At 53.0% G+C, this 21,072-nt stretch carries 13 protein-coding genes and 1 tRNA gene; 7 read left to right on the forward strand and 7 right to left on the reverse strand.

What is annotated here, in order from left to right:
- Positions 1-75: 75 nt before the first annotated feature.
- Positions 76-2,403 (forward strand): carotenoid oxygenase family protein, encoded by a 2,328-nt coding sequence (locus BST81_RS23910; RefSeq protein ID WP_171974839.1) that lies wholly within the window; start codon positions 76-78, stop codon positions 2,401-2,403.
- Here the strand turns inward: BST81_RS23910 and BST81_RS23915 are convergent.
- From BST81_RS23915 to BST81_RS23930, 4 genes are all read right to left on the reverse strand, one after another.
- Complete coding sequence (locus tag BST81_RS23915; protein ID WP_075601039.1) at positions 2,395-3,174, reverse strand: ATP-binding cassette domain-containing protein; 780 nt, start codon at positions 3,172-3,174, stop codon at positions 2,395-2,397. The two genes, BST81_RS23910 and BST81_RS23915, sit on opposite strands and share 9 nt — an antisense overlap.
- 9 nt (positions 3,175-3,183) lie before the next feature.
- A complete protein-coding gene (gene cbiQ, locus BST81_RS23920) occupies positions 3,184-3,972 on the reverse strand; it encodes a cobalt ECF transporter T component CbiQ (RefSeq protein ID WP_075601040.1) in 789 nt (262 codons plus the stop codon).
- Positions 3,973-4,133: 161 nt separating this feature from the next.
- Positions 4,134-4,505 (reverse strand): PDGLE domain-containing protein, encoded by a 372-nt coding sequence (locus BST81_RS23925; RefSeq protein WP_075601041.1) that lies wholly within the window; start codon positions 4,503-4,505, stop codon positions 4,134-4,136.
- A 20-nt stretch (positions 4,506-4,525) separates the two neighbouring features.
- Entirely contained in the window at positions 4,526-5,239 is a 714-nt protein-coding gene (locus BST81_RS23930) for an energy-coupling factor ABC transporter permease (protein WP_075601060.1), read from the reverse strand.
- Positions 5,240-5,507: 268 nt separating this feature from the next.
- Here BST81_RS23930 and rplS point away from each other — a divergent pair, with 268 nt between their 5' ends.
- Together rplS and BST81_RS23940 are read left to right on the forward strand one after the other, a co-directional pair.
- Positions 5,508-5,870, forward strand: coding sequence for a 50S ribosomal protein L19 (gene rplS / locus BST81_RS23935; protein WP_075601061.1), 363 nt, complete (start codon positions 5,508-5,510; stop codon positions 5,868-5,870).
- Between the two features lie 152 nt (positions 5,871-6,022).
- Positions 6,023-6,095: transfer RNA gene (locus tag BST81_RS23940), tRNA-Trp, on the forward strand.
- Positions 6,096-6,503: 408 nt separating this feature from the next.
- On the opposite strand, the gene BST81_RS23945 is transcribed toward BST81_RS23940, so the two are convergent.
- Entirely contained in the window at positions 6,504-7,799 is a 1,296-nt protein-coding gene (locus tag BST81_RS23945; RefSeq protein ID WP_075601042.1) for a DEAD/DEAH box helicase, read from the reverse strand.
- A gap of 285 nt (positions 7,800-8,084) precedes the next feature.
- Between BST81_RS23945 and BST81_RS23950 the strand changes: the two genes are divergently transcribed.
- Together BST81_RS23950 and BST81_RS23955 are read left to right on the forward strand one after the other, a co-directional pair.
- Positions 8,085-8,906: a TatD family hydrolase gene (locus BST81_RS23950; RefSeq protein WP_075601043.1), complete on the forward strand. Its 822-nt coding sequence runs from the start codon at positions 8,085-8,087 to the stop codon at positions 8,904-8,906.
- Between the two features lie 134 nt (positions 8,907-9,040).
- Positions 9,041-13,432 (forward strand): glycerophosphodiester phosphodiesterase family protein, encoded by a 4,392-nt coding sequence (locus BST81_RS23955; protein WP_075601044.1) that lies wholly within the window; start codon positions 9,041-9,043, stop codon positions 13,430-13,432.
- 76 nt (positions 13,433-13,508) lie between these two features.
- On the opposite strand, the gene BST81_RS23960 is transcribed toward BST81_RS23955, so the two are convergent.
- The gene (locus BST81_RS23960; protein ID WP_075601045.1) at positions 13,509-18,182 is read right to left on the reverse strand and encodes a PAS domain S-box protein; all 4,674 of its coding nucleotides are present in this window, start codon (positions 18,180-18,182) and stop codon (positions 13,509-13,511) included.
- A gap of 258 nt (positions 18,183-18,440) precedes the next feature.
- Between BST81_RS23960 and BST81_RS23970 the strand changes: the two genes are divergently transcribed.
- Both BST81_RS23970 and BST81_RS23975 read left to right on the forward strand, forming a co-directional pair.
- The gene (locus BST81_RS23970) at positions 18,441-19,562 is read left to right on the forward strand and encodes a sensor domain-containing diguanylate cyclase (RefSeq protein ID WP_083637056.1); all 1,122 of its coding nucleotides are present in this window, start codon (positions 18,441-18,443) and stop codon (positions 19,560-19,562) included.
- Between the two features lie 84 nt (positions 19,563-19,646).
- Positions 19,647-20,228, forward strand: coding sequence for a YdeI/OmpD-associated family protein (locus BST81_RS23975; protein WP_143780477.1), 582 nt, complete (start codon positions 19,647-19,649; stop codon positions 20,226-20,228).
- 52 nt (positions 20,229-20,280) lie between these two features.
- On the opposite strand, the gene BST81_RS23980 is transcribed toward BST81_RS23975, so the two are convergent.
- Positions 20,281-21,036 carry a DUF364 domain-containing protein gene (locus tag BST81_RS23980; RefSeq protein WP_075601048.1) on the reverse strand — a complete coding sequence of 252 codons (756 nt, stop codon included), beginning with the start codon at positions 21,034-21,036 and terminating at the stop codon, positions 20,281-20,283.
- Positions 21,037-21,072: the final 36 nt, after the last annotated feature.

Here is a 21,072-nt window from a genome sequence, read left to right on the forward strand (position 1 = left end):
TCCTGACTCGATCTTGCACCAGATTCTATACCCATTCCCAATCCATGAGGGCAGTTTTCTATGGTCTTTGCACCCATGTCAACCCTTAAATCGTTTATTCCGAAGTCACTGGCTGAGATTCGCGTCAAGGATAAGGAGAAGTACAGGGCTGCTGCTGAAAAGCGGCGACGGGAACATGATGATTTGTGCTTAAATGTGCAAATCTGTGTCTGGACAGCAGATGAACCATTGCTGCATGAGTGGCAAAATAGGGTTCCCCAAGATTGGCAGGAAACGATTACCTTACCCGAGGGTTGGTTATTTTGCTTGCGCCTACAGTCAGAAGCTGCGGACCAATCGGCGCTGCTGGAGTCTCTGCCAGATAGTTTGCGCGATCGCCTGCCTCAAGACTTGCAATTACCCACTGATTTGCAAGGGTATGTCTTCAATATTGCGCCCTTGCCCCCTTCCAGCGAAGCCTTTCCGGCAGATGACCGGATTGTGTTGAATGGGGATGGCATGATTTATCGTCTCGGGTTTGAAGCAGGACAGGCCATCTTAAAAACCCGAATCACCAAGACCGTCTGCTACTACGCCGATCAATTGATGCAGCGAATTCCCAAATCCTGGCCAAACCGCCTGTTCCGCTGGTGGACCAGTTTTCGGGATGGGGGCATTGTGCGAACCAGTTTACCAATGGGGTCCCGGAACCAGTTGAACACTGCTTTTCTGGCTGTTCGGGACCATTTGCTGGTTACCTTTGATGGAGGCCGCCCCCACGAGGTCGATCCGGATTCTCTGGAAATCCTCTCCCCGATCGGCACAATTCACCAATGGAAGCCGCTACTCCTGTTCATGAAGAATGTGCCCCGGTTATTCCGGTATATCTTTCAGCCCTATTCCACAGCAGCCCATCCCGTTTTTGACTTAAGTCCATCTGCCTCTGGAGAGTCCCAATCCAGCCCGGACCCAGCAGATTTTTATATTGCCAACTTTTCTGCTGGTCTTGGCCTAATTAATGCGGTGACCAAGCTCAGGAGATGGTTCAGACAACGGGGCATCTATCTGGGGAGTTGGGGCAGCTATACCCATTTAGTGCGGTGCCGGTTCAATCATGAAATTGAGCATTGGAAGCTTTTAGTTGAGGAACGCAGTCGATTTTCTGAGCAGCCCCGATGCCATCCGGTGGTTTTGGAACAGGCAGCCCACCAGATGGCCATCTCAAGGAATTACATCATTCTCCCGGATGTTTCCTTCAAGATGGAACTCTCTGAGGTCTTTGCACCGTTTGTCTATCTGATTCGCAAACTGTTCAAGAATTTTCCCCGTCTGGTTCCACCCCAGCCCTATACCACCCTCTACATCATCGATCGGCGGAAATTGGGTCAGGGAGGATCGGCAGATGAGCCCAAAGCCATCACCGTGAAAAAGGCTGTCATTCCTTACGAACTGGCCCATTTCGCGATCGATTATGATGACACCGATGACCAGATTACCCTCCATGTCGGCCATACCGATGGTTGGGATGTGACGGAATGGATTCGTCAAGGCGATCGGCGCTGGGATGATCACAGCCCCATGCCCCGGGATCTGTGGGGGATGCAAACCAGCACGACTGATCTGGGATCCCTGGGCCGCTATGTCATTGACGCTCAGACCGGAAATATTGTCAAGTCTGCCATTTTGAGTGACGCAGATAGGAACACCTGGTCCATCTCAGTGTGCTCCCATCATGAACTCTGCCGCGATCGCCCCTCCGTCTCTGAGGAAAAAGTCAAAACCATCTACTGGATGTCCTGGGGATTCACCCGGCAACTGATTCCGCAACGGATCTACAACGCCTACGATGAGTTGCGGGAAAATCGCCTGGTTGCTTTTGATGACCTGCCCCAGGCAGACCAGCCCATGTCCCTGTTGCGGGTAGACACCCAGGCCATGGAGATTACGGATTACTTCCAGTTTCGTCTGGGCTGTTTCGCCCGATCGCCCCAATTTGTACCCAGTGCCCTCCCGCCTGCAGCGGGGCAAGACCCCACCACCCACGGCTATATCGTCTGTGTCGTCCTGGACGATGACATCAAAGACCTGGCAGATCCGGTTACCCAGGAGCCAAAACCCAACGATGAGTTCTGGGTCTTCCATGCGGATGATTTCAAAAACAAACCCATTTATCGGCTGGAGCATCCAGAGGTAACGATGGAACAAACCATTCACTCCACCTGGATACAGTCGATTCAGCCCTCGAATGCAGTGGACCGACAGGCCCGCCGTCGCCAAACTTTAGCAGAGGATTACGATGATGTGTTGAGCGGAAAGTGGAAAACCAAGCAGTTGTTCCAGGGCCAGGGGACTGTCAACGTCTATGATCTCTTTGTCCAGCAAACCCCAGAGCGAGATCTGCCTGATCAGATCCAATTACGCTGAGTCTGCCACTGGCCCGTGGTCCAGGAGGCAATAGGGGCGACTGTAGCTGAGGGGCATTTCCAGACCATGGTTATGGAGCCATTGGGGATCGCTCATGACTGCTTCCAGGTGACCATCATAGACAACCTGTCCCTGGCTCAGGACGATCGCCCGACTGCAAAGTTCGAGGGCCATATCCAGATCGTGGGTGGCGATCAACTGAGTTTGGGGCAGGGTTTGCAGGAGCTGAATCAGTTGCCGACGGGAGCGGGGATCAAGCTGGGCCGTGGGTTCATCAAACACAAGAATCTGAGGTTGCATCGCCAGCACCCCCGCGATCGCCACCCGTTTCTTTTCCCCACCCGATAAGTTACTGGGATTGCGGTGGCCATACTGCTCCAGGTCTAACCCAACGGCCCACAGGGCAGCCTGAACCCTTTGGGACAATTCCACTCCCCGCAGTCCCTGATTGGTTGGACCAAAGCCAATGTCTTCCCAAACAGTGGGCATAAAAATCTGATCATCTGGATTCTGGAACACCACCCCAACGAAGTTGCGAATCTGCTTCAGGTATCTGGGTTCGATCGGCCAATCTCCCACCCGAATACTGCCACGTTGAGGGATAAGAATGCCATTGACATGCAGCAGCAAGGTTGATTTTCCAGAGCCATTGGCCCCCACCAGTGCGACTCGCTCTGTAGCCTGAATTGCCAGGTCAATGCCTCTCAGAGCTTCGGTTCCATCGGGATAGATATAGCTGAGTTTTTCGATCGCGATCGGATTGTGATGCATGGAGCCATTTCATGAAGACATCAGGGGCAGATAAAGGCTTTGCCCGATCAAAACCACCATACTGGTTAGTGAGAATGCCGTAATGTCATACCGGTTTTCGGCAGGACTATTTGGAGCAAAAGGCACTCCGGTATACCCGCGTGAGAGCATGGCCTGGTGAACTCGTTCCCCCCGGTCATAGGTTCGAATGAATAAAATGCCAATCATATTACCGATCAGCAAGCGATGGTGATACCCCTGCCCAGCCATTAAATTGCGGGCCAGCGCGGCCCGGCGCATTGCTGTAAATTCATCCACCAGCACAGCCAGATACCGATACATCGAGGCCAGGATTGCAACCAGTAAGGGGGGGGTCCGAAGCGCCACCATGGCCTGCAAAAGGGATGAAACAGAGGTTGTCAGGGTCAGGATATTGAGCGTCCATAAACTCAAAACAGTTTTGCAGGAGACACTCCCCAGAATAGTCAGTCCCAGGGTGGTGATCGTCAGGGGTCCCCAACTCCAGAGAACGTCTCCGCCGCCTCGAAACAGGGTTCCCAGTAAAATAGTACTAATAAAGGAAAACTCTATTGCCATGCGTCTTAAGAGCACGGACAGGGTAATGCGACTAAACAGGACTAATCCCAGCAGCGGCAGCGCGTAGAAGGCCCAGGTCCACCAATGGCCGTAGGGGGTCAGGACGATGGCAAAGAGCATCTGCAGAGTACAGAGAATGCGGCCACGGGGAGTAACGCGGTGCCAGGGGGTTTGATGGTGGCTATCAATATCCAGATGAAGCACACCGATGTGCAAAAGCATTCTTAGCGTTCCTGGCGGGTAAGGGATATCAGAAGGGCCTGCATCTGGTTTTACCTTAGTTTGCACTGATCTGCCACCAAGGCAAATCGTCAGGTGAAGAATTTTTGCAGATGGCTGGAAAAGCCTGCTTCAGAAGCTTCGTTTCGATGTTGAGCACCAAGCTAAAGGTCATCGGAGGAGTCGGTGTTGTCCCCAGCGGATTCAGGTTCAGAAGAGCGCGTCCGAACAGTCAGTTTTCCCACCCCCCAGGCCAGGCCGAAGGTAGCCAGAGTCCCGATCAATCCAGCGATCGGGGTGGCAACCTGCTCGGGCACATTGCGTAAGGCATATTCATCAAACACCTGATAAAAGGGAAGTTTTTTGGCTGGCGTCTCTTCCACCGCTTTGTCAGCAAACTGCAAGTCTTCTGAGACCCGATCCAGACCATCTGGATCTTTACTGGCAAAGGGCGACAGAAAAACGGCAATTACCAAGGCAATTCCCAACCCTGTCAGAATAAAAACCCGATTTTGAGTTGAAGAGGGATAATTCATAGGTTCACGATCGCTTCATTTCAACGGGAAGACATGGGACGAGGCGACGGAGCGACGGCTCGTCGCGGGGGCAGGTAAATCAAGTCAGGCCGACTGCGCCAGATGAATGAAATCGTAATAACGGTGATCAGAGCCTCGCCCAACCCAATCAGGAGATGCCAGCCCACCATCGCAGTCAAGGCAACATTCAGCGGAGTTGTCCCTGATAGAGCCAGTTCTACAGCACAGACAGCAGCAGCCACCACCACACTGACCCAGGCAGCGATCGCCGACCCAACGACCACGCCCGCAATCCGATTTCGCCCCAGAATGTGACGAATCAGGCTGTAGAGATAGTAGCCGCCAAAAGTTCCAATCAGGCCCATATTAAAAATATTGGCCCCCAGGACAGTCAGTCCTCCGTCATGAAATACCGTTGCCTGGACAATGAACACGACAGTCATCACCAGAGATCCGGCCCACGGCCCCAGCAACACCCCGGCTAGAGTTCCCCCCAGCAGGTGACCCGAAGTTCCCCCTGGAATGGGAAAGTTAATCATCTGGGCCGCAAAGATAAAAGCGGCACAAACCCCCATTAAAGGGACCATGCGATCCTGGTATTCGGCTTCTACTCGTTTCAATGCCATGCCGATCAGGCCAATGGCAATCACCCAGGTCACCAGCAAAACAGGCCCGTTGTTAATAAACCCATCTGGAATGTGCAAAGCCAGATGGGAGGGGTAAATGCGGTTCATCCAGAACCAACTCGCAACTGTAAGAGACTGAATCTCAATCATGGGTAGCTCACTGACCTCAGAAGATACTTGATTTCCAGGAGATTAAACGGCTCAAAGCCTGAGTAAATCTGATCCCCTTACAGAATGCAACCTTTTACATCAGAAAAAAACAATCCTCCTGAGGGGGATAGGTCAGGATTGAAGTATCAATTTCACGTCTGAAAGCTCTAGACTGATAACCCTGACTGCGCTATCATGAAAGACCGTGAGTTTTGAAACCCCTATGCTGCATGCCCAGGAAATTATCCGCGCGATCGAAGCGGAGCAGATGAAAACAAATTTGCCGGATATCTACATCGGAGATACGGTAAAAGTCGGCGTTATTATTCAAGAAGGCGGTAAGGAGCGGACCCAGCCCTACGAGGGTGTAGTCATTGCTAGACGAAATTCTGGCAGCAATATGACGATTACCGTCCGACGGGTTTTTCAAGGGGTTGGCGTTGAGCGGGTCTTCCTGATTCACTCCCCCCGGATTGAAAGTATTAAGATATTGCGTCGGGGGCGGGTCCGTCGCGCCAAGCTTTTCTACCTGCGCGATCGGGTCGGCAAGGCCACTCGCGTCAAGCAGCGGTTCGATCGCAGCCTGTAGTCTTTCCTGTCCCTTCAAGCACAAACCACTTGCGGCCAAATACGCTGCCGAATGTAGCACTAAATATTACATTAAGTGTTACATTTGATGTTATACTAATTGTTATCCTAAGTGTTAGATTGAAGGGAAGTCCTGAAATCTTTTCAGGCCATGCGCCTTTAGTTCAGCTGGTAGAACGCAGGTCTCCAAAACCTGATGTCGAGGGTTCGAATCCTTCAGGGCGCGTTGAGGTCAAACAAATGGCTTTGCTGAATGCAAATATGAATTACCCTCATCCCCAACCCTTCTCCCGCAGGAGAAGGGAGCTAAAACTCTTGTTCCCTCTCCTTTGGGAGAGGGCTAGGGAGAGGGCTGCATAAGGCTCAAGCACGAAAATCATACTTCTATTCAGCAACGCCAAACAAATTAGTTGAAGCATTCAGGGAGTCGCAACATTGAGGATCGCATCCTAGATCTGATGCTTCGCTGGGATAAGCGGAGGGTATAAGCGGTTGAGATGCCCACACCTCCCGTCCCAGAATCTATCTGTCGAATATTGCACCTGAATAGCTGAACCATCAACGCAACGGTCTAGCTGGAAATCGAAGGATTGGCCGGGTGCCATCGAAGATTTTCAGGCTGCAATTGAGCTCCTCAAGCCGTGTGCAGGCGTTTACCCGAACGCCCTCCGGTCGAGTTTTTTTTGCTGTGGGCAGGCTTGGACTGGGTTTGGGGTCTGGGCCGACTGCGATCGTGATGAGACTCCGGACTGGCTTGCTTCCGTTCCGCCGCAGCCGTTCCAGCCTTCACCGCAGCAATAGGCTCATATCCAGCAATCACCTCCTTGGGCAAACTGCGATTGAGCAAGCGTTCAATGCTTTTCAAAAGGGGATACTCATCGACACAGACCAGGGAAACGGCCTGTCCTTCATTGCCAGCACGACCCGTGCGACCAATCCGATGCACGTAATCTTCGGGGACATCGGGCAGATCAAAGTTGACCACATAGGGAAGTTGATCAATGTCTAACCCACGAGAAGCCACATCCGTGGCCACCAAAACCCGTACTTTCCCCTGCTTAAAATCATTCAGAGCTCGGGTACGGGCTGCCTGACTTTTGTTGCCATGAATCGCAGTAGTTTTCAGCCCATCTTTGGTCAGTTGCTCAGCCAGACGGTTGGCCCCATGTTTTGTGCGGGTGAAGACCAGTACCTGTCGCCAGTTGTAGAAGCCAATCATGTAAGACAGCAGATCTCGCTTACGATCGCGATCGACCGGATGAATGACCTGGGTGACCTGCTCAGCCGCAGTGTTGCGTGGCGCAACTTCAATCAGGGTGGGAGACTGGAGCAGGGTGTTCGCCAACTGCTGGATCTCTTTGGAGAAGGTGGCAGAAAACAGCAGGGTCTGCCGGGAGGTGGGCAGTATGGCCAGAATTTTGCGAATGGCGTGAATAAAGCCCATGTCCAACATGCGATCGCATTCATCCAGCACCAGAATCTCAACCTGAGAAAGGTCGAGGGTCTTCTGGTTCAGATGGTCGAGGAGGCGACCCGGTGTGGCCACCAGAATATCGACACCCTGCCGCAACGCCTGAATTTGGGGGCCGATGCTAACCCCTCCATAGACAACTGCCGATCGCAAGGGGAGATATTTACCATAGATGTTAACGCTATCGTTAACTTGAGCAGCCAGTTCACGGGTGGGGGTAAGAATTAGGGCTCGGGGTGTGCGATGCCGTCTGTCTGGCTGGATGGTGCTGAGGCGCTGCAACAGAGGCAGGGTAAACCCAGCGGTCTTGCCTGTTCCAGTTTGGGCACTGGCCAGAACATCTTGCCCACGCAGGATAGCAGGAATGGCCTGCAGTTGAATTGGGGTGGGCTCGCTGTAGCCTTGCTCAGCGACAGCACGAAGCAGGTTGGTCGTAAGACCGAGATTACGAAATGCCATGGATGCAATTGCTCCCAGTGGTGCCCCTATCCCAAATGAACTGATGGGACCAGTCTAAGAGCAGTAAGGTTATGGTTTAGTTGAATGGCTCAGATAAGCAAATTCCAACAGGCCAGTGACAGACCGGAGTGTACTGGCGGATGTTCATCTTAACAGAAATCACGACAAAGCATCTGGAAGCCGATCGTGCCCCTCCGGATCCCCCCACCCTCTCAGGCTATTCACAAAACCCAGTAGAATTCAGGGCGAGCCCCTACCGAATAGATCTGGGAGAACGATTGGGTGATGTCATTAGTAGATATTGGTGTAAACCTGACCCATGCCGCTTTTGATATCGATCGCCCACAGGTTCTGGAACGGGCGATCGCAGCCGGTGTCCAAACGCTGATCCTGACAGGCACCACTGTCGAGGGGAGCCGGGAGGCCCAAGCCCTGGCCAGTCAGTATCCGGGGCAGTTGTATGCGACCGCAGGAGTTCATCCCCATGATGTGCGGCATTGTGATGAGCAGACTATTCCCCATTTGCGATCGCTGATGACCCATCCCGCAGTGGTGGCGATCGGAGAATGTGGCCTGGACTTTAATCGGGATTATTCTCCCCGACCTGAGCAGGAACAATGGTTCGAAGCTCAATTGCAATTGGCCTGCGAACTCCAACTCCCCCTATTCCTGCATGAGCGAGAGGCCCATGTCCGATTCATGGAGATACTCAAACCCTATCGAGACCAGTTAACCGCCGCCGTTGTGCACTGTTTTACAGGCAATGCCGATGAGCTGAGGACATATCTGGATTGGGATTTGCACATTGGGATTACTGGCTGGATCTGTGATGAGCGCCGGGGGCGGCATCTCCAGGAACTGGTACGATTAATTCCGCCCAATCGATTGATGCTGGAAACGGATGCGCCCTACCTCACCCCCAGAACCTTGCGACCCAAACCCAAGGGAGGACGCAACGAACCGGCCTTCCTGACCCATGTGGTGCAAACAGTCGCCCAGGCGATCGGTAAGCCAGTTGAAACAGTGGCTCAGGCCACAACTGAAAGTGCGTTTCAGTTTTTCAACCTGCATGTTCCAATTCCTGCCCCACCCCCCACGTCGCTTTAAGATTTTCCGTAAAAATACGGGAGCTTAATCAAAATACAGTCCCCTCTTCAAGACAAGATCATGGAATCTTAAAATTTTGGTGGGATGCTGCGAGATGGCTAATCAATCTTGACGGAATCTACCTCAGCAATTTCATGGAAAACGCAATACCAAACGTCATTCTCGAAGGATTTGCATCGCTTCCTGCAGATACCTTTGCTCCCGGCCCCGCTGCAGGGCAGGGCATCTCTGCCAATGGTCGGACAGGCCCTTTCCCCGGCCAGCCCGTCCAGGGTTTCAGCGGTGTTCAGTTTGCTGATGACCAGTCTTTCTGGTTCATGCCAGACAATGGCTTTGGTGCCAAGGGCAACAGTGCCGACTTTCTGCTGCGGATCTATAAAGTTGATCCCAGTTTCCGGGGCGCAGAAACGAATGGCAACGGCACGGCTAATGTCAATTTCCAGAGCTTCATCCAATTTTCCGATCCCGATCAGAAAATCCCCTTCTCCATTGTTAACGGGGCCACCTCCGATCGGCTGCTGACCGGCGCAGACTTTGATATCGAGTCCTTCACCATTGCCAAGGACGGCACCATCTGGGTCGGTGAGGAATTTGGTCCCTACTTGCTGCACTTCGATGCCACCGGCAAATTGCTGGAAGCACCGATTCCCACCCCCAACATCAATCCGCTCAATACCCTAAATGGCCAGCCTCCCCTCGTCATCGGCCATCGAGGAGCCAGCGGCGAACTGCCAGAACACACCCTGGAAGCTTACAAGCTGGCCATTCTGCGTGGCGCTGACTTCATCGAACCAGATCTGGTTTCCACTAAGGATGGGGTTCTGATCGCCCGTCATGAGCCGATTTTGGGTGGAACAACTGATGTTGCCAGTCGTCCGGAGTTTGCCAATCGCAGACGGGATGGGGTGATTGATGGTGTTCTCTATCAAAATGAATTCTTCGCCTCTGACTTCACCCTGGCAGAAATCAAGACTCTGCGGGCCGTGATGCCCCAGGGCTACCGCACCGATGCCTTTGATGGGGTCTTCCAGATTCCGACCTTGGATGAAGTCATCGACCTAGTTCAGCAGGTCGAAAAGGACACGGGCCGAAAGATTGGCATCTACCCCGAAACCAAGCACCCCACCTATCACGATCAACTGGGCCTGTCCCTGGAAGAGAAGCTGATTGATACCCTGGTGCAGCAAGGTTTCACTGACCCCAGCCGCATCTTCATTCAATCCTTTGAGGTGAGCAACCTGAAGGAACTGAACAGCGTGCTGATGCCCAAGGCCGGAATTGACCTGCCCCTGGTGCAGTTGCTGGATGCCTATGATGTGGACTACAACACCGGTAAGCTGCTGTACCAGGATGTTAATGCCCGTCCCTACGATTTCACGGTCAAGGGCGACACCCGCACCTATGCCGATTTGCAAACCCCTGCAGGGCTGGCAGAAATCGCCACCTACGCGGATGGGATTGGCCCCTGGAAGCGGATGATCGTTTCTGTCAAGAATGTAGACAACAACAATGATGGTCAGCCGGATGACCTGAATGGAGACGGCACGATCAACGATGCCGATCGGGTCACGCTGGCTCCCAGCAGCCTGATTCCCAATGCCCATGACGCAGGGTTATTCGTCCATGCGTACACCTTCCGCAACGAGAGCCAGTTCCTGGCTTCTGACTACAAGGGCAATCCAGAACTGGAGTTCCGCCAGTTCATCGGTCTGGGGGTGGATGGTTACTTTACCGACTTCCCCGGTACCGGGGACCTGGTGCGGGATCAGATTACCAGCCCCTTCGTGCGCTCTCCCCAGAATCCCGAAGTCCTGAGCACACCAGACTTCAATACCCTGTCGGGGAATGCACCGCTTGTCATCGGCCATCGTGGTGCTAGCGGTTCTCGTCCCGAGCACACCCTGGCGGCCTACAAGAAGGCGATCGCCGATGGCGCTGACTTTATCGAGCCTGACCTGGTTGTGACTAAGGATGGGGTGTTGATTGCCCGTCATGAACCCCTGCTTGCAGTTGCGGTGTTGAATTCCGATGGCACGATCAGGCTGGATGCTAATGGCAAGCCGGTGATCAACACCAACGACACCAGCACGGATGTCTATTTGCGGGATAAGTTCGCGGATCGGCTCACGATTAAAACCCTGGATGGGGTGAAAGTGGCTGGTTGGTTTGCTGAGGACTTCACCCTGGCAGAAGTTAAGGAACTGAATGCGATCGAGCGAATTCCGGCCATTCGAGGCACGACCTTCAACAACGATGGTCTGAAGGTTCCCACCCTGGAAGAGGTGATCAACCTGGTGAAACAGGTGGAAGCCGAAACTGGGCGCAAGATTGGCATCTATCCGGAAACCAAGCACCCCACCTACTTCCTGCAACAGGGTTACAACACCAGCCAGCTCTTGGTGGATACTTTAGTGCAGACAGGCTTCACCGATCCGAACCGGGTGTTCATCCAGTCCTTTGAGGTGGGCAACCTGAAGACCCTGAACGATACGATCATGCCTGCCGCTGGGATTGACATTCCCCTGATTCAATTGTTTGGCGGTTCTGGCAGACCCTATGACTTCGTTGTGAGTGGCGACAGCCGCACCTATACCGATCTGTCCACTCCGGCTGGATTGGCAGAGATTGCTACCTATGCAGCGGGTATCGGTCCCAACAAACAGCGGATTGTGCCCCTGTCTACGGTAGACAACAACAAAGATGGCCAGCCGGATGACCTGAATGGGGATGGTCAGATCAGTGATGGCGATCGCATCACCGGCACGCCAACGACCCTGATCGCCGATGCCCACAAGGCTGGACTCCTGGTGCACCTGTACACCCTGCGGGACGACAGTTTCTTCCTACCTGCCAGCTACAATGGCGACCCCGCCAACGAATTCAAGCAATTCATTGATCTGGGTGTGGATGGCTTCTTCACTGACTTCCCTGGAACTGGACGGTCTGTGGTGGTCAACGATTACTTGGCTGGCACGGGTTACGCCAACCCCAACACCAATCTCAATTCCCCCTATCTGCCCGATCCGAACCGGCCCTACTACGGCAACCAGATCGTGGCGAACCTGAATCGTTCTCAGGGTTTCGAGGGCATGGCCATCAGTCCCGATAAGCAGACCCTGTACCCCCTCCTGGAAGGGACGGTGGTGGGAGATCCGGCTAACTCTCTACGCATCTACCAATTCGATGTCAAGAGTCAGCAATATGAAGGACTAGTTGGCTACTACCATCTGGAAAGCCCCACCCACGCGATCGGAGACTTCACGGTCATCAACGCCCACGAATATCTCGTGATTGAACGGGATAACAACCAGGGTGCTGGTGCGGCCTTCAAGAAGATCTTCAAGGTGGATTTTTCTAAACAAGATGCCAATGGGTTTGTCTACAAGGAAGAGGTGGCCAACCTGCTCAACATTAAAGACCCCAATGATCTGAATAAAGATGGCAGCAACACTTACACCATGCCCTTCCAGACGATCGAAGATGTCCTGGTGATTGATGCTGACACGATTCTGGTGGCGAATGACAACAACTACCCTTTCTCGGTGGGTCGTCCGCCTGCGATCGACAACAATGAGATGGTGCTTCTGAAGCTGGAGAAACCCCTTGATGTGGACCCTCGCGTGGGTCTGGCCGGATTGAATCGCCCGATTCAGGATGGCCAGGGGGGCAACAAACTGTTCCAGGTTTCCCAGGGTGCGGACATCACCATCGTGGACAACTTTGGGGGGATTGGCACGGGCGATCGTCCCAGCAAGCAGGAATTGCTGGAATTGGATGTGCTCAAGTTTCAGGGACCCGGCCTGACAGCCCGCAATATGCTCCTGACCCAGAAGGGCGAGGACCTGTTGATTTCCTTTGAAGGGGTCAAGGGTTCGGAAGTCTTCCTGACAAAATTTGCCCTGGAGGATCTGGACATCCTCTCTAAGAATGGTTCCAGACCTGCACTGGGCAACATTCTGTTTGATGGTCAAATTCTCTTTAAGGACAGCTTTGATGTCTTTGACGCGAATTCCAACCAAACCTCCCTGTTTAATCGCAATACCGTGACCTTCCTGAACGACCTGGATAACAAAGTCGTGGGCTTTGATGGCTCAGACGATGTGATCAATGCCCAGGGGGGTGACGATATCATTGATGGGCGAGGCGGCAATGACCTGATCCGGGGTGGAGCCGGAGATGATGGACTCATCGGTGGATCTGGCCACGACATTCTGCTGGGCGGTTCTGGCAATGATCTGCTGTATGGGGATCAGGGCAAAGACACCTTGCAGGGGGATGCAGGCAAAGATGGCTTTATCCTCGTGCGTGGTACGGGTACAGACACGATCGTGGACTTCGAGAATGGGGTTGACTTCTTAGGCTTGTATGATGGGCTAACTTTTGGTCAACTCAAGGTTACTCAAGGGACAGGTCATCAGAGTCAAGATACCCTGATCAGCCTTGCCAAGGGCAATCAACTGGTGGCAGTTCTGACTGGGATTCAGGCCAGCACTATTACCAGTGCAGACTTTACGATCGTTGGTTAATTTCGATTGGCAATGGATGCCATCTGAAATTACAGCTATCCCCTAACCGATTGGGAATAGGGGGTGTTCACACCCCCTATTCCCGATCCAAGGCATTGTCATCCCTATTTTGATCGACCTGGATCAATTGCAGGATTTGGGCAAATTCGAAAGCGTTTGCCAGTTGTTCCAAACCGATCGCCAATTCAACATACGTTGATGGAATCTGCTGAATACATTGTTTAACTGCTTTCTGATCGCAGATCATGGCCACTTGCTGAAGTTCAAGCAGCCAGTTTTGAGGCATTTGGGCTAACTCCGTAGCAGCGAGTTCCCAGTTAATAGACTGGGGGTCAGAGCCGTCTTGATGGCCATCCGCATAGGTATATCGCAATCCCAGATACTCTCTCATTTTGCTGAACAGGATTTCTTCCTGGAAAGGCTTGCTGATATAGTCATTGCATCCTGCTGCAAGGGCCATGGCCCGATCGTCTGTCGAAGCATAAGCGGTCAAGGCAATAATCACGGTGCGATGGCCTGCGATCGTCGCACGAATTTTCTCAGTCACTTGATATCCATTTAACTCTGGCATTCGAATATCCATCCAGATGAGATGGGGGTCCCATTCTTGCCAGAGCCAAAGTGCCTCTTCCCCATTGGTTGCTTCCTGCACGGTCAGACCCAACTTCTGGAGAATGGTGACCAGCAGAAGGCGATTTTCAGGTTGGTCATCCACGACTAAAATCCGATAATCGGGCTGATTGGGGGCCAGTCCAGTGATAGGATTGATCCCTGCTGACAACTGTCCGGTTCCCGTAGCCAACATAATGGGAATCGTCACCTGAAATGTGCTGCCCTGGCCGAGGGTGCTATTGACCGTAATCTCTCCGCCCATCAACTGCACTAGCTTACGGCTAATGGTCAATCCAAGCCCTGTTCCTTCTAAAGATTTTTTCCCGGCCTGAGCTTGTGCAAAGGTGTCAAAGATAATGTCCAGATCTTGAGGCGCAATGCCCACCCCGGTATCTGTCACTTGAAACTGTAACTGCTGGCGAGTTCCCGGCAAAGCACTGGCAACAGCATCACCAGGTGCCAGCCCCACAGATAATTGCACCAGGCCCTCCTGGGTAAACTTGATCGCATTTCCCAGCAAATTGATTAGCACCTGACGGAGTTTCTGGACATCCGCGATGATGTATTGAGGGGTTTCTATGAGCAGGTCTAACTTCAACTGCAACCCCTTATCCTGCACACGCTGGCCAAACATGCTGTGAATGGATTGGAGCAACGCCAGCAGATCAAACTCCTGTTCCTCTAAAGTCATTTGGCCAGCCTCAATTTTGGATAGGTCCAGCACCTCATTGATTAACCGAAGGAGATGTTCACCACTGTTATGGATTAGCTGCACATATTGCTGATGATCCAGGCTTAAGGTTGCCTCCCAGTTCATCAGTTGCGTAAAGCCCAGAATGGCATTGAGGGGAGTTCGAAGTTCATGGCTCATATTGGTCAGGAAGGTGCTTTTCGCAAGATTGGCCGCTTCAGCCGCTTCCTTCGCCTGCTGGAGATCGAGTTCGGCCTGCTTGCGATCGGTAATGTCTCTGGCTGCTGCATAGATGAGATTGCCAACTGGGCAGGAACGCCATTCGATCCAGCGGTAAGATCCATCGCGGCACCGATAGCGGTTGACAAAATTGAGGATCTCCTTCTGTGCAGCCAGTTCAGAGAGTACCTTGAGGGTGTCATCGAAATCATCGGGATGGACATAGTCGAGAAATCTGCTGCCTTCCAGATCCTGCAATTGGTAGCCCAGGGTCTTTTGCCACTGACTATTGAGATGACGGAAATACCCATCGGTATCCGCAATACACAATAGATCAAGGGCTACAGAAAAGAAACGTTCCAGCTCTTCCGTCTTGGCTCTGAGGGCTTCCTCGGCCTGTTTGCGATCGGTCACATCCTGGGCAAAAGACAAGATGGAGACCAGATGACCGGCTTCATCAAACACGGCAGAACTATACCATTGGCAGGCAATCACTCGACCGGCTTTGGTGTAATTGAGATTCTCCATGGTGACACTGGTCACACTCCCCTGAATCAAAGGGCTTAATCCGGCATTCACTCGATCGACATCCGCTTCATACACAATTTGCAGATCTTTCCAGGGGCGATTAATCACCTCTGCTGCAGTCCAACCAAAGATCTGCTCGGCCTGTTTAGACCAGCGCCGGACACGGGTATCCCGATCCCATTCCACAATCGCTAGGGGCGAGTTTTCAAAATGAATATTAATTTTCTGCAGAGCCTGTCTTAAGGATTGTTCCTGCTCCTGCAGAAGAGCTTCATTCTGTTTGCGGTCCGTAATATCCTGAATAACCCCATGCCATGCCGTCCTCCCATGACTGCGACGCTCTGGTTGCGAGTTAGCCTGCAACCATTTGAGTTTGCCCGAGGGCGTAATTACTCGCCATTCATAATGAAAGGCTTCTAAGGTCTGGATAGACTGGCTTAAAGCAACATAGTAGCCCTCCCGATCCTCAGGATGGTACTGGTCAAAAAGCAGATGGGCATCCTTGATGATTGCTTCTGCAGATACTTCCAGAATTTGCTCACAGGCCGGGCTAATGTATTCAAATGAGGGAGAGCCATCCACGTCTCGCGCCACCGTATAGACAATGGAAGAGGATTGACGACTAAACTGGCTGAGCCATTCTTCCATCTTCCGCAGTTGGGCCTCGGCCTGTTTGCGATCGGAAATATCCCGCACAATCAGCAGTGCTTCTTCCCCATTCAACGCCACCACCCGCACCTCTTCGGCGGCTATCCGACCATTTTTGGGAAACTGCAACTCGATCACCTGGAGGGTATTGGTCTTGAGTGCCCGGTCAATGGCTTGTAGTTCCAGCTCCAGAGCTTCCGCAGGCAACACCTCTGAAATATTGACTTGGGGTGGAACATACTTATCCATCTGGTCCAGAGGCAGGAAAGAGTACCGACAGGTGCCATCCCGCTGAACTTGCAGCAATAAATCGGGCACCGCTTGCAGAATGGCTCGATTTTTGGCCTCGCTGGCTTGGAGGGCGGCCTCAGCCTGCTTGCGATCGGTAATATCTTTGGCCACTGTCAGAACACAGGGTTGCCCATCCAGTTCTATCAGTTCGATCGACAGGAGGGCAGTGCCTTCCCGCCCCGAACGGGTGCGGTATTTAAACTCAAACTGCTCCACTTTACCCTGGGTTTGTAACAGTTCTTCTAGAGCAATTTCCTGGGCTGGATCAACACCAATCTTCAATTCACGGGTCAAATGACCCACGACTTCTTCCCGGGTCCAATCACTGAACTTTAAAAAGCTGTCATTCACCTCCAGGTAGCGGGCCTCTGCTCCCAAGCCTGTCAGGGCGATCGGGTCTGGACTGGCCCGAAACACTTTGGTGAATTTCTCCTCCGACTCCTGCAGGGCAATTTTAATTTGATTGAAGGCTTGCTGAAGCTGCTCTGCCGTGGAATTAAAGGCTTGGGAGAGCATCGACAGTTCCAATATCCCACTGTCATTCTCAACGGTTTGCTGCCAGTTTCCCCGGGCTAATGCCTGGCTGGCTCGACTCAGACGCTGAATCGGACGAGCAATCCATTGGGCTGTGAACCACCCCATCCCCGTTGCAATCAGGAAGGCCAGACCACACAACGCCAGCGTTGTCCGGGTGTTGGTATCAATCTGAGCCGTGAAGTCAGATTCAGGGGCCACAATGACAATCAGCCAGTCCAGGCCATACTGATCCCGATAGGGGGTCACCCGAACAAACTGACGCTGGCGTTCGCCCATCAGGATCAATTGTTGCGGAGTTTGCAATGTCCGAAAATCACCAAAGCGATCGTGCAACTGTCGGGAGATCGCCCGAATTTGGGCGTTATGGCTGTTAGTAGTCGCCAGTCGTTTCAGGGGAGCCAAGGGCTGCTGGATATAGGGGCTTTCCAGGGTGGAGCTTGCCACCATGTTTCCGGAACGTTCCAGGATGAATGCTTGTCCGCCGGATGAAATCTGAAGCTGCTTCAGAAACAGGCTGATACTCGCTAAGGGAACATCGGCAGAGAACATCCCCTGCAACTGACCGGCAGAGTTATACACAGGGGCTACAGCCAGCATGCCCACGGTTAACGAAACCCGATAAACCACAATGGGAGTCCAGGTTTGTTTTGCAGCAGCTCGGGCCGACTGATACCAGGGAAACTGACGAAACTGATCGTTTGGGAATAGATAGAGCAGGCTTTTGGGGTTTCCCTGTTGGTCTGTCAGGTAGTGTAACCGGTGCTCCTGTCCCTGGTCCGTCGTAAATTGAATTCGAGTTCCGATCGGCAGATCAACACTCAGCCACTTGCGAATCTGCTCCAGCAAATCCTCACTGAGGAGACGAGCATAACCAGTTACATCTCCCTGTTCACTCCAATAAGCAATGGAGGAAACGGTAGGGTACAAGGTGGTTTGTTGCCAGAATTTCTTCTGTAATGCCTTTGGATTCCGAACGTTTAGCGTTCCCTGTTCAGCTTCTAAGCGGTTGGTTGCAATAATCTGGTGAGGGGTATGAAGATGGGCAGTCAAAAGATTGCAGATTTGCTCCGATTTTGCTGCCATCAGGCGATCGGCCAGTTCACTGATAGCCTGTTGCCCGTTGCGCCAGGCCAAATATCCGGTTAACCCGACAAAACCAACAATCTGAATCACAAAGGGCGCAACCAAGACCCAACGGAGTGAGGGCTGTTTCAGCCATTTCATACAAATCCCCTTATAAGGAGGCAATATCTCAGTGTTTGGTTCAAAGCAATAGCAAGTGTTCTTTAGTGTACCCGCCCTGCTTCAAGCCTGTCTGGAAAACTGCCTTGCCAAGGACCAACTCAGTAGAATGGCCAGAATAATTTCAGTAAAATTCCCATCGAATAAATTTAAGAAATTTTTTACGATCCTCAAAGATGTAACTATTGCTACCATTGCCTGGTGCTTTTTGTTACGCCTCGCTGGTCTGTTAGGTGAACTATGAAATCTCCCGATTCCCTCCCACCATACCTCATCCCTTGCTCCCAGCCAGCTTCGACAGAAAAGGCATCATCCTATATCCAGGCTATGGAGCAGTTGATTGAGGTGATCCAGGCCCTTTCCCTCGCTCGGACTTTAGAGGAAATTACGACGATCGTTCGTCGGGCAGCCCGGGAATTGAGTGGAGCCGATGGAGCCAGCTTTGTCCTGCGGGAAGGAGATCAGTGTTTTTACGTAGACGAAGATGCGATCGCCCCCCTCTGGAAAGGGCAACGATTTCCCCTCAGTATTTGTATTGGGGGGCACACCATGCGCGATCGCAAGCCGATTGTGATTAGGGATATCTATGGTGATGAACGGATTCCCTTTTCAGCCTACCAACTGACCTTTATCAGAAGTCTGGCCATGGTGCCGATTCGGACCAGTAACCCCATGGGCGCGATCGGCATCTACTGGGCTACCCCGTATCAGGCCACCCTGGAACAGGTCAAACTCCTGCAAGCCCTGGCTGACACCACGGCAGTGGCCCTGGAGAATGTGCAGATTTACAGTGAACTGGAACGCCGGGTGCGCGATCGGACAGCCGCCCTGGAACAGGAAATTCAGGAGCGGCAGAAAATTGAGGCAGAAGTCAGGCAGCTTTCCCTGACGGATGAGTTAACTGGGTTGCATAATCGACGCGGTTTTTTCCTGTTGGCCAATCAACAGCTAAAACTGGCCCATCGACTACAGACCCCCTGCTGCCTCCTGTTTGTGGATCTGGACGGATTGAAACAGATCAACGACACCCAGGGCCATGAAATGGGTGATCGGGTGATTACGGATGCCGCAACCCTGCTCAGGCAAACTTTTCGGGATTCTGACATTCTGGCCCGGTTGGGTGGGGATGAGTTTGTCGTCTTTGTTCCCGGCTGCTCAGAGGATACCCTGGGCATTACCCGTCGCCTGGAAGCGCATATTGACGATTTCAATCGATCTCAGAACCGGTGTTATTCAGTTGCAATGAGCATTGGGATTCAACATTGTGTCTTAGATGAGACCATTTCCCTGGAGCAACTGGTCGCTCAAACCGATGCCTTGATGTATCAGCAAAAGCGGTCTAAACGACAGCCTTCAATTTAAGTCGATAGGGCTGACAGCGCCTCCCCCCTTCTGAAAATCGCTATAGTATGACAGCAGGTTTTGTTGCGTTGTGGAGGGATGGCCATGGCGGAAGCCCCCGAAAACTCAATTCATCCCCACAGCCGATCGGAATGGCGAGAATGGCTGATGGCCAATCACACCCGCACCCAGGGCATCTGGCTGATCAGCTATAAGAAGGCCACTGGCAAACCTCGGTTTGAGTACAATGATGCCGTTGAAGAGGCCCTCTGCTTTGGCTGGATTGACAGCAAGCCCAATAAATTGGATGCAGCGCGATCGTTGCTCTGGTTCGCCCCCCGAAAGCCAGGCACCGGATGGTCAAAGCTCAACAAAGAGCGGGTGGAGCGGATGATCGCCACTGGACAGATGACCCCAGCGGGACTGGCTAAGGTTGAGGCCGCCAGGCAGGATGGCTCCTGGAATGCCCTGGATGCGATCGAGGCATTGGAAATCCCCCCCGATCTGGATGCGGCGCTGGCCGCATACTCTTCCGCCCGCCTGCATTTTGAGGCCTTTCCCCGTTCCGTCAAGCGGGGCATCCTGGAATGGATCGCCACGGCCAAGAGACCTGAGACCCGGGCCAAACGGATCGAAGAAACGGCCCAATTGGCTGAGCAAAACCTCCGGGCCAATCAGTGGCGTTAGCCTCGCTGTCGCCTGTTGTGTTAGGGGCGGATGACGCAGGAACTTCACTGCGTCAGGATAGGGACAGTACATGATATTGCACCCCCGTCTCAAAAATTCGGGTGCCGCCGCCTTCTGCGATCGTCTGGCGTAAGGCGACCGGATCGGTAACCGCCACCCCTGCCAGATAGTCAATGCCCATCTCAGCTAGTATGGGTAACCAGGGCACTGTTGGCCCCATCAACACCAAACGGGCCTGTTGCGAAAGTTCCACCAGGCGGGGAAAGGTTTTGTTGACGATCGAGGTGGCCGTGAGAAAGACCCAATCCGCCGATGGCAAGAGATATTCACAGGCGGTATCGGGTAAGTCTTGGGCGATCGGTTGGCGCTCCAGTACAGTCAGGTCAATGTCCTGTTCATAGGCGGTCAATCCGGGATAGCGCCCTACCACCACCACCCGTTGCCCTCGGATCAGCGGTAAAAAATGTTCAAATACCGCCAAGTTGGCTGGCCCGGTGGGGGAGAGGGGCTGGGCCATTTGGATCAGGGGGGAGGCAGCATTGATCACAGCATTAATCGCTGCCATGCCGATCGTAGCTTCGTAGTTTTCCCAGGAGCGTACCCAGGGCGTCAGATCTGAGATCGATCGCTGCATCAGCGTTCCGGACCAGGGCAGGATACGGGTGGGCTGGCCAGGACTCATGCACAACCCCATCCCCTCAGCCTGACAGCAGGTCCAGGTCAGCCCGATCAGAATCTCCCGCACGATCGCCTGACTCTGGCTGGCCTCCAGTAACAGATCATAGATTTTTCGGGGATGGACTGGCATGGCTCAACCTCTCCTCTGCGGGACTGCATACTGCGC

The organism is Leptolyngbya sp. 'hensonii', assembly GCF_001939115.1.
Taxonomy (GTDB): Bacteria; Cyanobacteriota; Cyanobacteriia.

What these genes read in the sequence shown, in the direction of transcription:
- BST81_RS23915 (WP_075601039.1), bottom strand. Translation starts at nt 3,174, where the DNA reads ATGCATCACAATCCGATCGCGATCGAAAAACTCAGCTATATCTATCCC.
- BST81_RS23960 (WP_075601045.1), bottom strand. Translation starts at nt 18,182, where the DNA reads ATGAAATGGCTGAAACAGCCCTCACTCCGTTGGGTCTTGGTTGCGCCC.
- BST81_RS23945 (WP_075601042.1), bottom strand. Translation starts at nt 7,799, where the DNA reads ATGGCATTTCGTAATCTCGGTCTTACGACCAACCTGCTTCGTGCTGTC.
- BST81_RS23930 (WP_075601060.1), bottom strand. Translation starts at nt 5,239, where the DNA reads ATGAACCGCATTTACCCCTCCCATCTGGCTTTGCACATTCCAGATGGG.
- BST81_RS23955 (WP_075601044.1), top strand. Translation starts at nt 9,041, where the DNA reads ATGGAAAACGCAATACCAAACGTCATTCTCGAAGGATTTGCATCGCTT.
- BST81_RS23925 (WP_075601041.1), bottom strand. Translation starts at nt 4,505, where the DNA reads ATGAATTATCCCTCTTCAACTCAAAATCGGGTTTTTATTCTGACAGGG.
- cbiQ (WP_075601040.1), bottom strand. Translation starts at nt 3,972, where the DNA reads ATGCTTTTGCACATCGGTGTGCTTCATCTGGATATTGATAGCCACCAT.
- BST81_RS23950 (WP_075601043.1), top strand. Translation starts at nt 8,085, where the DNA reads ATGTCATTAGTAGATATTGGTGTAAACCTGACCCATGCCGCTTTTGAT.
- BST81_RS23970 (WP_083637056.1), top strand. Translation starts at nt 18,441, where the DNA reads ATGAAATCTCCCGATTCCCTCCCACCATACCTCATCCCTTGCTCCCAG.
- BST81_RS23975 (WP_143780477.1), top strand. Translation starts at nt 19,647, where the DNA reads ATGGCGGAAGCCCCCGAAAACTCAATTCATCCCCACAGCCGATCGGAA.
- BST81_RS23910 (WP_171974839.1), top strand. Translation starts at nt 76, where the DNA reads ATGTCAACCCTTAAATCGTTTATTCCGAAGTCACTGGCTGAGATTCGC.
- BST81_RS23980 (WP_075601048.1), bottom strand. Translation starts at nt 21,036, where the DNA reads ATGCCAGTCCATCCCCGAAAAATCTATGATCTGTTACTGGAGGCCAGC.